Origin of the sequence: Burkholderia sp. AU27893 (assembly GCF_002223205.1) — a bacterium.
Classification (GTDB): Bacteria; Pseudomonadota; Gammaproteobacteria; order Burkholderiales; family Burkholderiaceae; genus Burkholderia.
This window is the reverse complement of the sequence record NZ_NKFD01000004.1, coordinates 701174-714783: the sequence shown is the minus strand read 5'-3', so window position 1 is coordinate 714783 and position 13610 is coordinate 701174. Positions and strand designations below refer to the sequence as shown.

14 protein-coding genes are annotated in these 13610 nt (G+C 67.7%); 9 read left to right on the top strand and 5 right to left on the bottom strand.

Annotated elements, in window-relative coordinates:
- Positions 1–55: 55 nt before the first annotated feature.
- The gene (locus tag CFB47_RS23120; RefSeq protein ID WP_089462399.1) at positions 56–1204 is read right to left on the bottom strand and encodes a metallophosphoesterase; all 1149 of its coding nucleotides are present in this window, start codon (positions 1202–1204) and stop codon (positions 56–58) included.
- A gap of 841 nt (positions 1205–2045) precedes the next feature.
- Here CFB47_RS23120 and CFB47_RS23115 point away from each other — a divergent pair.
- The 5 genes from CFB47_RS23115 to CFB47_RS23090 all read left to right on the top strand — a co-directional run bounded on the left by CFB47_RS23115 (position 2046) and on the right by CFB47_RS23090 (position 8012).
- Complete coding sequence (locus CFB47_RS23115) at positions 2046–2339, top strand: hypothetical protein (RefSeq protein WP_011354664.1); 294 nt, start codon at positions 2046–2048, stop codon at positions 2337–2339.
- The gene (gene mdtN, locus CFB47_RS23110) at positions 2336–3385 is read left to right on the top strand and encodes a multidrug transporter subunit MdtN (RefSeq protein WP_089462398.1); all 1050 of its coding nucleotides are present in this window, start codon (positions 2336–2338) and stop codon (positions 3383–3385) included. Before CFB47_RS23115 ends, mdtN begins: the two co-directional genes overlap by 4 nt.
- Complete coding sequence (locus CFB47_RS23105) at positions 3366–5468, top strand: FUSC family protein (protein WP_089462397.1); 2103 nt, start codon at positions 3366–3368, stop codon at positions 5466–5468. Before mdtN ends, CFB47_RS23105 begins: the two co-directional genes overlap by 20 nt.
- Positions 5455–6999 carry a TolC family protein gene (locus CFB47_RS23100; RefSeq protein ID WP_089458508.1) on the top strand — a complete coding sequence of 515 codons (1545 nt, stop codon included), beginning with the start codon at positions 5455–5457 and terminating at the stop codon, positions 6997–6999. The genes CFB47_RS23105 and CFB47_RS23100 overlap by 14 nt, the downstream gene beginning before the upstream one ends.
- 305 nt (positions 7000–7304) lie before the next feature.
- Positions 7305–8012, top strand: coding sequence for an MgtC/SapB family protein (locus tag CFB47_RS23090; protein ID WP_011354660.1), 708 nt, complete (start codon positions 7305–7307; stop codon positions 8010–8012).
- A 46-nt stretch (positions 8013–8058) separates the two neighbouring features.
- Here the strand turns inward: CFB47_RS23090 and CFB47_RS23085 are convergent, their stop codons facing one another.
- Positions 8059–8778, bottom strand: coding sequence for an autoinducer binding domain-containing protein (locus CFB47_RS23085; RefSeq protein WP_089442103.1), 720 nt, complete (start codon positions 8776–8778; stop codon positions 8059–8061).
- A gap of 72 nt (positions 8779–8850) precedes the next feature.
- Between CFB47_RS23085 and CFB47_RS23080 the strand changes: the two genes are divergently transcribed.
- From CFB47_RS23080 to CFB47_RS23070, 3 genes are all read left to right on the top strand, one after another.
- Positions 8851–9294, top strand: a complete 444-nt coding sequence (locus CFB47_RS23080) for a DUF4902 domain-containing protein (RefSeq protein WP_089462396.1) — start codon at positions 8851–8853, stop codon at positions 9292–9294.
- Between the two features lie 214 nt (positions 9295–9508).
- Positions 9509–10117 carry an acyl-homoserine-lactone synthase gene (locus CFB47_RS23075; RefSeq protein ID WP_089462395.1) on the top strand — a complete coding sequence of 203 codons (609 nt, stop codon included), beginning with the start codon at positions 9509–9511 and terminating at the stop codon, positions 10115–10117.
- Between the two features lie 51 nt (positions 10118–10168).
- Positions 10169–10933: a hypothetical protein gene (locus CFB47_RS23070; protein WP_089458510.1), complete on the top strand. Its 765-nt coding sequence runs from the start codon at positions 10169–10171 to the stop codon at positions 10931–10933.
- A gap of 172 nt (positions 10934–11105) precedes the next feature.
- On the opposite strand, the gene CFB47_RS23065 is transcribed toward CFB47_RS23070, so the two are convergent.
- Positions 11106–11396, bottom strand: a complete 291-nt coding sequence (locus tag CFB47_RS23065) for a hypothetical protein (RefSeq protein ID WP_089462394.1) — start codon at positions 11394–11396, stop codon at positions 11106–11108.
- A 296-nt stretch (positions 11397–11692) separates the two neighbouring features.
- Between CFB47_RS23065 and CFB47_RS23060 the strand changes: the two genes are divergently transcribed.
- On the top strand, positions 11693–12079 hold the full coding sequence (locus CFB47_RS23060; RefSeq protein ID WP_089427154.1) for a VOC family protein: 387 nt from the start codon (positions 11693–11695) through the stop codon (positions 12077–12079).
- Positions 12080–12100: 21 nt separating this feature from the next.
- On the opposite strand, the gene CFB47_RS23055 is transcribed toward CFB47_RS23060, so the two are convergent.
- Together CFB47_RS23055 and ribA are read right to left on the bottom strand one after the other, a co-directional pair.
- Positions 12101–12667 carry a GNAT family N-acetyltransferase gene (locus CFB47_RS23055; protein ID WP_089462393.1) on the bottom strand — a complete coding sequence of 189 codons (567 nt, stop codon included), beginning with the start codon at positions 12665–12667 and terminating at the stop codon, positions 12101–12103.
- A 161-nt stretch (positions 12668–12828) separates the two neighbouring features.
- A complete protein-coding gene (gene ribA / locus CFB47_RS23050; protein ID WP_071332315.1) occupies positions 12829–13479 on the bottom strand; it encodes a GTP cyclohydrolase II in 651 nt (216 codons plus the stop codon).
- Positions 13480–13610 lie beyond the last annotated feature (131 nt).

The window sequence follows — 13610 nt, the reverse complement described above, 5'->3', positions numbered from 1 at the left end:
CGGTGCCGCCAATGACGGCCCGGCGCCGGTCTGTTCCAAACAGGGGGAACGTGCGCTACCCGCCCCGCGTCAGCCGGATCAGCGTGATCTCGGACGGCACGCCGAAACGGTTCGGCGGCCCCCAGTATCCGGTGCCGCGGCTCGTGTAGAGCCACAGATTGCCGATGCGGCTCAGCCCGCCGATCACCGGCTGCTGCAGCCGCACGAACGGCGGCCAGGGCAGAAACTGGCCGCCGTGCGTATGCCCCGACAACTGCACGGTAAAGCCGGCGCGGTTCGCCGCTTCCGCGCTGCGCGGCTGGTGGGCGAGCAGGATCTTCGTGCCGACGTCATGCGGCGCACCCGCCAGCGCCTGCACGGGATCGCTGCGATGAGCGGGATCGAACCCGCCCGCCGTGAAATCGGTGACGCCCGCGAGCACCGCGTGGGCACCGTCATGTTCGATGAGCACATGCTCGTTGAGCAGCACCGTGAGCCCGATGCGCCGGAACTCGTCGATCCACGCATGCGCGCCGGCGTAATACTCGTGGTTGCCCGTCACCAGGAAGCTGCCGTGCCGCGACTGCATGCGGCCGAGCGGCGCCGTGTGGTCGCGCAGGCGCTTGACCGAGCCGTCGACCACATCGCCCGTCACGACGACGAGGTCGGCATCGAGCGCGTTGACCGCGCGCACGATCCGTTCGACGTAGGGCCGCTTGATCGTCGGCCCGACGTGGATGTCGGACAGCTGCACGATCGTCAGCCCGTCGAGCCCGGCCGGCAACCCCGCGACCGGGATCGACACGCGCTTGACCGCCGCCGTGCGGCGCGCACCGACGAACCCGATCACGGTGACGAACACCGCACCGGCCAGCACGCCGATCGCCGTGTCGGTCGCCGCGCCGGGCCATGCGCCGTCGTGCCCGAGATGCCGCCATCCGGACACGCCGAGCAGCACGAATTCGCGGAGGAGCGTCAGCAGGAGCAGCGACGAGAAGAAGCCCATCACGAGCGAGCCGGCCCAGCCGGCCAGCGTCGCGGCCCAGCCTTCGTCGAAGCGGCGCGAGAACATGCCGACCGGGATCAGCACGACGAAGCTCGCCAGCACGAGCGCCGCGATCGTGCGCGCGACCGGCGACGTGAATGCATCGGGAATGATTCGAATCCCGACGTACAGATGGAACAGCACGCCGATTGCAATGAACCGGACAAAGAAACTTCGCATGGAACGTTCACCTTCGTTGCGAGACCGATACTGCTTCCGCGTTGCGTGTTGCACGCGGCCGTGAGGCTCCGTGCCGCGCGTCGCGCCATACGTACGATGGTACACAGATCGCGGCCGTGACGACCGGTCGCCGGCCAGTCTTCGAGGCCGCTCGGCGCACCGCTCGACCGCGCCTTCATCGGGCCGCCCGACGCGAGCGACGTCGACGCTTTCCCGAAGCCCGTCATTACCGACATGCAGCGCACGCTGCGCTTGCACATCCCGATCAGCCACGTCGAGAACGGCGGCCGGATGATCGATGCGAACGTCCGCGTCTTGCCCGAAGGCACTGCGTGTCGCCGCTCTCGCAGGCGAGCAAAAAAGCAGACAGCTCAGGCCAAACGCCCGCCGCAGATCTGTGGCCCGATCACCACGCGCTGCCGCGCCTCACACGCAATCCAGTCGACCCACTCGTCAACATTGCCCTTCATCCGTCGAATCGCCCCTATTCCCCTGCCTTCGAACGGCAATCGGCCTTTTCCGTCCCGATTCGGCGCTGTCGACACGACAAATCGGCCGCCCTTCGTTCGTCTGACGATTCTTTACAGTCCGTTAGCAACCCTACACGAGTGCGCGCTGGCAGAATCGCGACAGTCCGGTTTCGGTGGCCGAAACGCGATGCCGGACGTGTCGACGCGCCCCGCCGACCGGCGCCCTCCACCCCGCGATGTACGGGGCGGGTGGCTGGCGGTCCGCATCGCGCTGATTTATTATCGGCTCCGTATCCCGGAATCGTCGTCGCGGCGACGATTCGCATTGCGCCGCGCCCGGCATCCACCCCCAACGTCGAGCTCGTCACACCATGAGAAAAACAACGCCGCGCGCGCCCTTGCGCGTCGCCGCCGTCCTGGCGCCAGCCCTGCCGCTCGCGGGCTGCGCATCGCGCGGCGCACCGTCGTACGTCCTGTTCGGCGCGTATTTCCCGCTTTGGCTCGTCAGCGCGATCGTCGGCGTCATCGGCGCGATCGTCGCGCACCGCGTCTTCGTCGCGACCGGCTGGGCAGCCACGGTGCCCTACCAGCTGGCCGTCTGCACCGCGATCGGGCTCGTGGTCGCGGTGATCGTGTGGCTCACCGGCACGGGGCCGTTCGCATGAAGGCCGCCGGTATCGCCCGCCCCTCCGTCAAAGGCCGCGTGATCGCCCTGGCGATCGTCGCGCTCGGCATCGCGGCACTCGTGTACGCGTACCACCGCACGACGGCCTACCCGTCCACCGACGATGCGTCGATCGACGCGGACGTCGTGCACGTCGCGTCGCCGGTCGGCGGCCGCATCGTGCAACTCGCGGTACATGAAAACCAGCGCGTCGCGAAAGGCGACCTGCTGTACGTCATCGATCCGGTGCCGTACCGGCTGACGGTGGCGCAGGCGCAGGCCGATCTCGAACTCGCGCGCGCATCGCTCGACACGCGCCGCCGTTCGCTGATCGGCGAGCGCTCGAATGCCGCCGTGGCCGCCGAGCAGGTCAAGCGCGCGACGCAAAACGCCGACCTCGCGACCCGCGACGTGAACCGCCTCGCGCCGCTCGCCGCGCAGGGCTACGTCAGCGCGCAGCAGTTCGACCAGGCGAAGGTCCGCCAGCGCGACGCGGCCGTGTCGCTCGCGCAGGCACAGGAACAGCAGCGCGCGTCCGCGCAAACGATCGGCGACGAAGCCGACGCGATCGCGACGCTGCATGCGCGCGAGGCCGCGCTGGCCCGCGCGCAGCATGCGCTCGAAGACACCGTCGTGCGTGCGCCGCACGATGGGCTCGTCACGGGCCTGAGCGTGCTCGCCGGCGAAACCCTTGCGCCGAACCAGTCGATCTTCACGCTGATCGACGCGAGCGAATGGTTCGCCGTCGGCAACTTCCGCGAGACGTCGCTGAGCCGCATCGAGGTCGGCGACTGCGCGACCGTCTATTCGATGATCGACCGCAGCCGTCCGCTGACGGGCAAGGTCGTCGGCGTCGGCGCAGGCATTGCCGACAGCGCCCGCATCAACCTGCCGCGCACGCTGCCGATCGTGCAGAACTCGGTGAACTGGGTGCACGTCGCGCAGCGCTTCCCGGTGCGCGTGAAGCTCGACGAACCCGACGGCAAGCTCGTGCGCGTCGGCGCCAGCGCGATCGTCGAGGTCCGGCATGGCACTGCCTGCCGCTGAGGTTCGCTCGCCGGGCCCGCGCGAAGTCCTGCGACTGCTCGCGCCGTTTCCGGGGCGCACGTCGATTGCCGTGCGGGTTGCGCTGATCTGCGCGCTGACCGCGCTCGTGACGGCCGCCTACGGCACGCCCGAAGCCGCGCTGTCCGCGTACGTCGTGTTCTTCATGATCCGGGCCGACCGCGTGACGAGCGTCGTGCTCGCGGCCGCGCTGCTGGTGATCGTCACGATCGTGATCGGGCTCGTGCTCGGCATCGCGATCTTCAGCATCGACTATTCGATCTTGCGGGTCGCGTGCATGGCCGTGCTGTCGGTCGGCCTCCTCTATCTGACGTCGGCCAGCAAGCTGCGCCCGGTTGGCGCGATCCTCGCGATGATCGTCGGCTTCGGGCTCGACCAGCTCGGCCTCGCGCCGTTCGGCGAAGCTGCCACGCGCGCACTGCTGTACATCTGGCTGACGATCGCGATTCCGGTCGGGGTCGCGATCGTCGTCAACCTGCTGATCGCGCCGTCGCCGCGCAAGCTCGCGCACGCGCAACTCGCGAAGCGCTTGCGGCTCGCCGCGCAGCGGCTGCGCGGTGACGATGCCGCGCGCGACGCATTCAATGCCAGCCTGCACGAAGGCGACAAGCAGCTGCTCACGTGGCTCAAGCTGTCGAAACTCGAGGGCTCGTCGTCCGCCGCCGACTTCGCGGCGTTGCGGCAGGCCGTGGCTTCCAGCACCGCACTGCTCGTCGGCGTCGCGCTGGCCGATCGCGAACCAGATGCACGGCTGCCCGACGCATTTGCCATCCCGATTGCCGCGACGCTCGACGAGATGGCCGACATCCTCGACCAGGGCGGCTACCCGGTCGACGTGACGCTCGCGCTCCCGCCGACCGACACGCTGCCGCCGCTCGCGCGGGTTGCTGCGACGGATCTCCAGGCGGCGATCACGCATTTCGCGGAACCGGCTGCGACGACCGACGTCGCTTCGTCGGCTTCGTCGGCTTCGTCGGCTTCGTCGGCTTCGTCGGCTTCGTCGGCTTCGTCGGCTTCGTCGGCTTCGACAACTGCCCCCGATGCCCCCGAATCCGTCTCGCCCCCCGCCCCGCGCGGCGGCTTCTTCCTGCCCGACGCGCGCACCAATCCCGACCACATCCGCTACGCGCTGAAGACGACGGCCGCGGCGATCTTCTGCTACCTGCTGTACTCACAGCTCGACTGGTCGGGCATCCACACCTGCGTCGTCACCTGCTACATCGTGTCGCTCGGCTCGACGGCCGAGACGGTCGAGAAGCTCACGCTGCGGATCTTCGGCTGCATCGTCGGCGCGCTGCTCGGCACGGCGGCACTGGTCTTCGTCGTGCCGTCGCTATCGTCGGTCGGCCACCTGATGGCGCTGGTGTTCGCCGGCGGGTGGCTCGCCGCGTGGGTCGCGTTCGGCTCGCCGCGCATCGCGTATGCCGGCTTCCAGATCGCGTTCGCGTTTTTCCTGTGCGTGATTCAAGGCGCCGGCCCCGGCTTCGACCTGACGATCGCGCGCGATCGCACGATCGGCATCCTGCTCGGCAACGTCGTCGTGTATCTCGTGTTCACGCGCATCTGGCCCGTCAGCATCGGCAAGCAGATCGACGCCGGGCTCGCCGCGCTGATCGACCAGTGGCGGCGCCTCGTGCAGGTCGCGCAGCCGGCCGAGCGGCGCGCGCTCGCGGCTGAGGCGTTTGCCCGCCACGGCGCGATCACGCAGGAGCTCGGGCTGGTCCACTACGAACCGTCGTGGGTGCGGCCGGCCGCGTCGTGGCTCGCCACGCGGCGGCGCGCGCTCGCGGAACTCGGCGCGCTCGAAGGGCCGCTGTTCCTGCTCGCCGAACGCAAGCCCGGCGACGCGGCGATCGACGCGCAGCTCGCCCGCGTGACCGAACCGCGCGACGACACCGCGCCCCGTCGAGAACCCTCCGCGCCGCCGGCTACCCCGCCGCGCGCAGCCCCCACCGACCCCGCACGCGACGCGCTGCTGAACCTGATCGACACGCGGCTCGCGCACATCGCCGATGCCGCCCGTCAAGCCACACCGAAGGAGCCTGCCCCCCATGCGCCTACCTGAACCGCCGGCCGCCTCGATCGCCGCCGCCGCCCTCGCGACCGTCGTCGCGCTGGCCGGCTGCGCGACGTCGTCGATCGATCTGGCGCCGGAGGCGTCCGACCGCCCGTGGCAGCCGCAAACGTCCGCCGCAGGCGATATCGTGCCGGGCCCGCCGCGCGCGTCCGCGCAAGGTTCGCACGACTACACGCTGCCCGCGTCGCCGGCGCTCGCGTCGGTCTCGCCGCCGGCCGCGCTCGATGCCGCGCACGCGTACACGCTGCCCGAGCTGATCGATCTCGCCGAATCGGCGAACCCGTTGACCCGTATCGCGTGGAACGACGCGCGCAACGCCGCGCTCGCCGTCGGCCTGGCCAAGACGGCCTACCTGCCGAAGCTGTCCGCGACGGCCATGGGCGGCTACCAGGCAAACCACGGGTCGACGTCGTCGTTCCTCGGCGACTCGTCGAGCAACTCCACCGTGCACGGCACCATCTCGGCGCTGTCGCTGCAATGGCTGCTGTTCGATTTCGGCGGCCGCGCGGCGCGCGTCGAAGCGGCCGAACAGGCGTCGATCGCGTCGAATGTCGCGTTTACGGCCGTCCACCAGCAGGTGATCCACGACGTGACCGTCGCGTACTACCGCTACGAAGCCGCACGCTCGCGCGCGCTCAGCGCCCAGCAGGGCCTCGCGAACGCGGACGCGATCCTCGCGGCCTCCCGCGCGCGGCTCAAGCACGGCGTCGGCACGGTCGTCGAACTCGCCCAGGCGACGCAGAACCGCGCGCAGGCCAACCTCGCGCTCGTGCAGGCGAACGGTACGGAGAGCGACGGCTATCTCGCCCTCGTCTCCGCGCTCGGCATCTCGCCGCTGTCGAAGCCGACCGTCGCCGCGCTGCCGAAGCGGCCACTGCCGCCCTCGCTCGGCTCGTCGGTCGACGCGATCGTGTCGGACGCGATCGCGCGCCGGCCCGACCTGCAGGGCGCGTTCGCGCTCGAAAAGGCCAATCGCGCGAAGATCAAGGCTGCGGAAGCCGCGTTCATGCCGAAGATTTTCCTGTCCGCGTCGACGTCGTACGCGAGCGGCGGCACGTCCATCTCCGCGCTGCCCGCGATCGGCGACCAGGCGCCGACCGTCAACCTGAACGGCAGCCGCTACGGCGGCGGCGTGTTCCTCGGCGTGACGATTCCGTTGTACGACGGCGGCCTGCGCTCGGCAGTGCTGATGCAGGCGCGCAACGACGCGGAAAGCGCCTCCGCGCGCCTCACGCGAACCAAGGAGGAAGCGGTCCGCCAGGTCGTCGCCGCGCAGAACGCGGTACAGACGAGCCTGGCGTCGCACGACGCCGCACAGGCGCTCGTCGACGCCGCGCAGACGAGTTACGACGCGGCGCTGACCGCGTACCGGAACGGCGTCGGTTCGGTCACCGACGCGACGATCGCGCAAAGCCAGTTGCTCGCCGCCCGCAACGCGGAGGTCGACAGCTATGCCGGTGCACTGTCGGCCGCGGCCGCGCTCGCGCTTGCGACGGGAACGATCGGCTCGGCGCAGTAGCGCGGCCGCCGCGAGGCGGTTGACGCATGCGCTCGCCGCCTACTAGAATGCCGCCCATTCTTCCTTCAGGAACCATCGTGGACAGTTGCAGCACTCCGTTGCGTGCGCCGCTTGCCGCCTGAACGCCTGTCCGACGCAGTTCTCCTGCCCGGCTCGCGTTCCGCGAGCCGCACGCCACCCGTTTCACACTGAATGACGCATTCGCGCGGTACAGTACCGCGCGATGACGGCTATCTTCGTGTCGCCTTCGGCCTTGCGCCGCCGCGACGCGAAACGGCACGCGCTCCTTGCACGGCAGGACAACCATGACTTTCGATTTCGCACTCCGTCTTTTCACCGCGTTCGCCTGCGGCGTCGCCATCGGCATCGAACGCCAGATGCGCCAGCGCACGGCCGGCCTGCGCACCATCACGCTCGTCGCGAGCGGCGCGTGCCTGTTCGTCACGCTCGGCGTGCTGACCGGCAACGGCGTCGCGGGCGTCACGCAGATCGCCGCCTACGTCGTGTCGGGCGTCGGCTTCCTCGGCGGCGGCGTGATCATGCGCGACAAGGGCTCGATCCAGGGCATCAACACCGCCGCGACCCTGTGGTGCTCGGCCGCCGTCGGCGTGCTGTCCGGTTCCGGTCATTACGTGCCGGCGCTCGCCGGCACCGGCGTCGTGCTGCTCACCAATACGCTGTTGCGCAGCGTCAGCCAAGCGATCAACGCGACGCCGGTATCGAACGCCGATCTCGTGCGCGAATACCAGATCACCGTGATCTGCCTGGCCTCGGACGAAGTGCACATCCGCACGCTGCTGTCGAACTCGATGTATGCGAAGCCGCTGTCGTTCCAGAGCCTCACGAGCGAGGACGTGCCCGACCAGCCGGACCGGCTGAAGGTGACCGCGACACTGAAGCTGCATCCGAAGGATCAGCAGAAGCTCGAGCAGATCGCGAGCCGGATGAGCATGGAGAAGAGCATTTCCAGCGTGAGCTGGACCGCGAAGGAAGCGGAGCCGATGATGGAGTGAGCGTGCGGGCGGCAGCCGCAGGTCGCGCTGCCGCCTTCACGCCCTGTCAGGGCGTCTCGATCAGCCCGGCCGAGATGGCCTTGACGACCGCCTGGACCTTGTTCGTCGCGCCCAGCTTCTCGAGGATGTTGTTGACGTGGAAGTTGACCGTGCGCTCCGAGATGCTGAGGATCTGGCCGATTTCGCAGGCGGTCTTGCCCTCGGCCGTCCAGCACAGCACCTCGCGCTCGCGCGCGGTCAGCGTGACGCCCGCCGCCGGCGCCAGCTTCGGCACCATGAAGCGGCTCATCAGCGAATGCGACAGGTTCGCGAGCCAGTTGGTCTGCAACGTCAGCATGTTGATCTCGGCCGGCGTCAGCCGGTCGGCATGGCGGGCGATGCTCAGCAGCCCGAACGCGCCGCGGGGCGCCCAGCTCGACTGCGCGACGCCCACCGACAACCCGCAATCACGTGCGTCCTGCCACAGCGGGCACGGTTCGATCTGGTCGACGTCCGGCCAGACGATCATGTTGGTGCTGAGCGCGCCGTCGCGAACCGTCGAGTCGATCTCGATGTAGTTCTGCGCCTGGTAGTGCGCCATCCAGCCGTCCGGATAGGTATCGAAGATCGCGACCGCGGGCTTCGAAACGGGCAGCGGGACGCGAATGCCGTAACAGCAGTATTCGAATCCCAGCCGCTTGGAATAGGCGGCGATCCGCTGGAAGAGCTGCTGCTCGTCTTCCGCGGCGCTGAATTGTTGATAGGCATCCTGCCAGCGCAGTTCCATTCATTCTCCGACAACGTCACGCTGTCATACTTGTCAGGTTCCAGACCCGTTCGAGGCTGATACATTCCGCGCATGACTTCACCTTTGCTGCACTCGGTCCCCGGCCCGTCCCCGGACGGCTACGTACGCCTGTCAGAAAGCGCACTGGCCGTGCTTGCGCTCGACCATGTCGCAAGCGGCCTCGACGCATCGCTGCTCGAGGAATTGCGCGACAGCGCCATCGACGCACGCCTCGCCGGCTACACCGAATGGCATCGACCGGCCAGTGCCGGCGTCGCTTACGTGACGATCGGCTGGGACTGGTACCTCGAACGCGCGACGGGCGCGTTCGTGATCGCGGGCAGCGACGTCCGCAGCAACGTGATGGTCACCGACGCCACGGGCGCCGACATCGGCATGTTCCGCACGGCCGCCGCGCTCGCCGCACGGCTCGCGTGCATCGACTGGTCCGCCGCGGTCGCGTCGGCCCTGCTCGGGCACAACGACGCCTATCATGCCGGTCCGACGCTCCAGTGACAACTGGCTGCGCCTCTATTCCTCTGACTATTTCCGCCAGGCTGGCGCTCTTTATAAGCAAAAGCGCCACGGTTTTCAATCCCGTTGATCAAGAAACCGTTACCACGTCCTAAATGACGTCTTTCCGACGTCATCCTGTAAGAGTTACCAGTTACCGCCCCCTCGTGCTGCGCGATGTAATGCACGCATACAAAAGCACAGATCCGAGGACACCATGCGGACCTTCGTTCACGAGGAAGGGCGGTTGCCACACGAACTTGCGGCGGATCTCGGGCGCTATCGGCGCCGTGTGTTCGTCGAGCAGCTCGGCTGGGCACTCCCGTCGGCGAACGAAAGCTTCGAGCGCGACCAGTTCGATCGCGACGATACCGTGTACGTGTTCGCGCGGAACGCCGGCGGCGACATGTGCGGATGTGCGCGCCTGCTGCCGACGACGCGTCCGTATCTGCTGAAGTCGCTGTTCGCCGACCTGATCGCCGAAGACATGCCATTGCCGCATTCGGCTGCCGTCTGGGAGTTGTCCCGGTTTGCGGCAACCGACGACGAAGGCGGGCCGGGCAATGCCGAATGGGCCGTGCGCCCGATGCTCGCAGCCGTCGTCGAATGCGCGGCGCAGCTTGGCGCGCGGCAGTTGATCGGCGTGACGTTCGCGAGCATGGAGCGGCTGTTCCGCCGGATCGGCATACACGCGCACCGCGCAGGCCCGCCGAAGCAGGTTGACGGACGTCTGGTGGTCGCGTGTTGGATCGACATCGATTCGCAAACGTTTGCCGCACTAGGAATCGAGCCGGGGCAGGCCGCCCGGCAAGCCATCGCCGCCTGAACCGGAACGCACGTTTCTGTCCGGGCGGTATCGTAACGAAGGAGAATCAACGTGGACCAGTCTCAGGTCTTTCGCGCGATGATGCCCGGGTTGACAAGCGCCAACGGCGCCCGCATCGCGGTCGCCTACCCGTCGTTTCCCCGGCCGCTGCCGCTCGTGCGGCTCGACCGCCGCGGGCTCGTGTTCCGTGCGGCCGGCGCCGCGCCGCTGGTCTGCGGGCTGCCGCGCGCGGCGACGCTGCTGGTCGCGGACGAGCCGCTCTGCTCGCTGCGCCTCGTGATCCGCGACATCGCGCCGGCCGGCGAAGGCCGGCATGACCTGACGATGCAGCCGTCCGGCGCCGCCGGCGACGAATTGCTGTGGCATGCGTTGCGTGATCGCGAGCCGTACCGCCAGATTCAGCAGCCGCTTGCGCCCGTCGACGCGTCCATCGCCACCGACGGCGACCCGCACGCGTCGGCCGGCGAAGCCGGGCCGCGCCCGTCGCGCAGCGCGGCCTTCCGGCTGCCGTGCCACAGCGACGCGCTGTTCTTTGCCGACTGGCTCGAATATCACTTCGACGAACTGCGTGCGCTGTCGCAACAGCATGGGCCGCAACTGCAGCTCAACCAGCTCGAGCGGCAGGTGGCCGACGACGAGGTCGGCGTGCGCTTCGTCTACGACATCGATGGCCATGCGACGCGGCACGCGCTGACCGACTGCGCGCGCGAGGCCTGTGCATGGATCGAGACGGAGATGCGCGACAAGTACGCGTTACCGGTTGCGCAGGAGCGTTTCAGCGCGTTTGCGGCGCACGCGCGGGCAGGCGGCATGTGAGTGCGATGCAACACGAAGTTGTATCGATACAACTAGGGCTTGCCATGCCTCGGGTTTTCCCTTAAATTTACGTCTGTCTCCTCCATGTCTCCAAACATGGATTCAGCCCGCTCAATGTAGCGGGCTTTTTCTTGCCTGCGTGAATTACGGGGACAGACCATCTTCCGCTCGCTCAACCTCCCCGGCGCACACCAGACGGCCACGGCCAGAAGTGGTGCAGCGCAAATATCAGCGCCACCACCCCGATCACGACCAGCAGCAGGTACAACCAGCCCTTTTTGGTCGTTGGCAGATCCGCCAGCGCACTCACGTCGCCCGTCAGGGCCGCCAGCGCGACCATGCCGAGTCCGACCAGCACCATCGTTCCCTTGGCCACCCATCCAAAGGCTGTCTCCAACGCCCCCGCCCATCGCGACTGGCGATAAGGGCCGGTAACAGGCCGACGGAGATCGGGCTTACTCATTTGCGCCCTCTCGTCCGGGATATGCGCATACGCTCATCGCTCGACAGACTGAGGCGAAAACAGCACGTCGAAGGTTGTCCTGACAAGCACCGGATGCAAAGGGGTGCGCGCATTTGATCGGGAGCGGCATGTTTTTTCTTTCACGAGACGAGGGTCGACGGTTCGATTCGTTTGGCCGGAAGGAGCCCATATCGTTCGATACGATGGACCACGCCGAAACGCGCCTCGTTCGTCACACGCAATCCGGATCGGCCGGCTTATCATTGACCGGCCCGCCACTCGCCCCCGAGGCCATCTTGCACGCCCATCTGCGCATTGCCCGCCCGGTCAGCAACCTCGCCCGCACCGAGCGCATGTATCGCGACGCTCTCGAACTCTCCGTTCTTGCGCGCTTTGAAGATCACGACGGGTTTTCCGGCGTGATGCTCGGGCGCGACGGCCTCGACTATCACTTCGAATTCACGCACTGCCCCGACCACCCGATCGCGCCGTCACCGACGCCCGAAGACCTGATCGTGTTCTACCTGCCCGATCGGCCGGAATGGGAAGCTGCATGCGCGCGCGCCACGGAGCATGGCTTCATGCCGGTGACGTCGTTCAATCCGTACTGGGAAATATCCGGCCAGACTTTCGAGGATGCCGACGGCTACCGGATCGTGCTGCAGAACGGCACGTGGCGCTGACAGGCGAACACGCGTGAATCGTTACGCGCCGGCCACGCCGGCGGTGCGGGCGGCATACACGACGTGCCGACGCAGCGCATGCCCTTCCGGCAACGCAGGATGGTCGAAATCGTGCGCGGGCTGACGCTGCATGCCGAGCCGCTGCATCACGTGCCGTGATCGCAGGTTGGTGTCGGCCGTCCACGCGAAGATCTCGCCGAGCCCGATCCGGTCGAACCCGTCGGCCAATGCGGCGGCGGCCGCTTCGGCAACGTAGCCGTGCCCCCAGGCGTAACGCGCCTGCCGCCACACGATCTCGATGCACGGTGCCAACGGATGCGTTGCACGCGCTTCGTGCGACAGGCCGCACACCCCGATCAGCATCGCGTCGGCGCGGCGCTCGATGGCCCACGGGCCGAAACCGTGTGCATCGAAATGCGCGTCGAAGCGCGCGATGACGTCGCTCGCCTCGTCAACGGACATCGGGCCGCGCGCGAGCCATGCGGTCACGTCTGGATCCTCATGCATCGCCGATAGCGCACCCGCATCCGTCGGCCGCCAGCGACGCAGCGTCAAACGCTCGGTTTCGATTTTCGACGGTGTGGGCATAGGGGCGATGGATCGTTCTGGCGGCGTAACGCGAGCGCCGTCACGCACTCGAAAGCGGAACGGACGGAAGAGAGACGGAGGGTAAATGGAAATCGTCGCCATTGCCGGCGACGATCCAGGGAACAGATGACGAAAAACGGGCGCTGGCGCGCTCGCTGCGATTACTCGTTTTCCTCGAAGTAATGCCCAAACTTCGTCTGCTTCGTGCGGATATAACGCTCGTTTTCCTCGCGCACGGGCACTGCAAGCGCCACGCGTTCGCAAACCGGAATACCGTGCTTCGCGAGCGTATCGAACTTCGCCGGGTTGTTGCTCATCAGCCGCACCGACGTCACACCGAGGATCCGGAGAATCGCGGCAGCCGAGTCATATTCGCGGGCGTCGTCGGGCAGGCCGAGGTCGAGGTTTGCCTCGACGGTGTCGCGCCCCTGCTCCTGCAGCGCATACGCGCGGATCTTGTTGCTCAGGCCGATCCCGCGCCCTTCATGGCCGCGCAGATACAGCAGCACGCCGCGGTCTTCCGCCGCGATGTAACGCAACGCGAGATCGAGCTGCTCGCCGCAGTCGCAGCGGTACGAGCCGAATACATCGCCGGTCAGGCACTCGGAATGAAGGCGCGTCAGCACGGACTGCTCGCCGGCCACGTCGCCCATCACGAGCGCGAGATGTTCGGCATCGCTGCCCGATACGCGAAACGCGTATGACTTGAACGTACCGTAGCGCGTAGGCAGCGACGCGGTGGCGACGAGTGTCACGCATTCGTCGGCCTGGTCGTTGCCCGGCGTGGGCGATTGGGGACGCGAAGACATCATGAATTCAATCGAAACGTTCAGGAATGTAGGAGTTGTGTGGATAGTGCGTGACCGGAGTTTACCGCTAATCTGGAATCGTCACGCGACTGCCGCCACCTGCGCGGCTATACTGGGCTCATCGGGTGACAAGC

Excerpts from the sequence above, each read along its gene's own strand:
- CFB47_RS23120 (WP_089462399.1), bottom strand. The coding sequence starts at position 1,204 with ATGCGAAGTTTCTTTGTCCGGTTCATTGCAATCGGCGTGCTGTTCCAT.
- CFB47_RS23115 (WP_011354664.1), top strand. The coding sequence starts at position 2,046 with ATGAGAAAAACAACGCCGCGCGCGCCCTTGCGCGTCGCCGCCGTCCTG.
- mdtN (WP_089462398.1), top strand. The coding sequence starts at position 2,336 with ATGAAGGCCGCCGGTATCGCCCGCCCCTCCGTCAAAGGCCGCGTGATC.
- CFB47_RS23105 (WP_089462397.1), top strand. The coding sequence starts at position 3,366 with ATGGCACTGCCTGCCGCTGAGGTTCGCTCGCCGGGCCCGCGCGAAGTC.
- CFB47_RS23100 (WP_089458508.1), top strand. The coding sequence starts at position 5,455 with ATGCGCCTACCTGAACCGCCGGCCGCCTCGATCGCCGCCGCCGCCCTC.
- CFB47_RS23090 (WP_011354660.1), top strand. The coding sequence starts at position 7,305 with ATGACTTTCGATTTCGCACTCCGTCTTTTCACCGCGTTCGCCTGCGGC.
- CFB47_RS23085 (WP_089442103.1), bottom strand. The coding sequence starts at position 8,778 with ATGGAACTGCGCTGGCAGGATGCCTATCAACAATTCAGCGCCGCGGAA.
- CFB47_RS23080 (WP_089462396.1), top strand. The coding sequence starts at position 8,851 with ATGACTTCACCTTTGCTGCACTCGGTCCCCGGCCCGTCCCCGGACGGC.
- CFB47_RS23075 (WP_089462395.1), top strand. The coding sequence starts at position 9,509 with ATGCGGACCTTCGTTCACGAGGAAGGGCGGTTGCCACACGAACTTGCG.
- CFB47_RS23065 (WP_089462394.1), bottom strand. The coding sequence starts at position 11,396 with ATGAGTAAGCCCGATCTCCGTCGGCCTGTTACCGGCCCTTATCGCCAG.
- CFB47_RS23055 (WP_089462393.1), bottom strand. The coding sequence starts at position 12,667 with ATGCCCACACCGTCGAAAATCGAAACCGAGCGTTTGACGCTGCGTCGC.
- ribA (WP_071332315.1), bottom strand. The coding sequence starts at position 13,479 with ATGATGTCTTCGCGTCCCCAATCGCCCACGCCGGGCAACGACCAGGCC.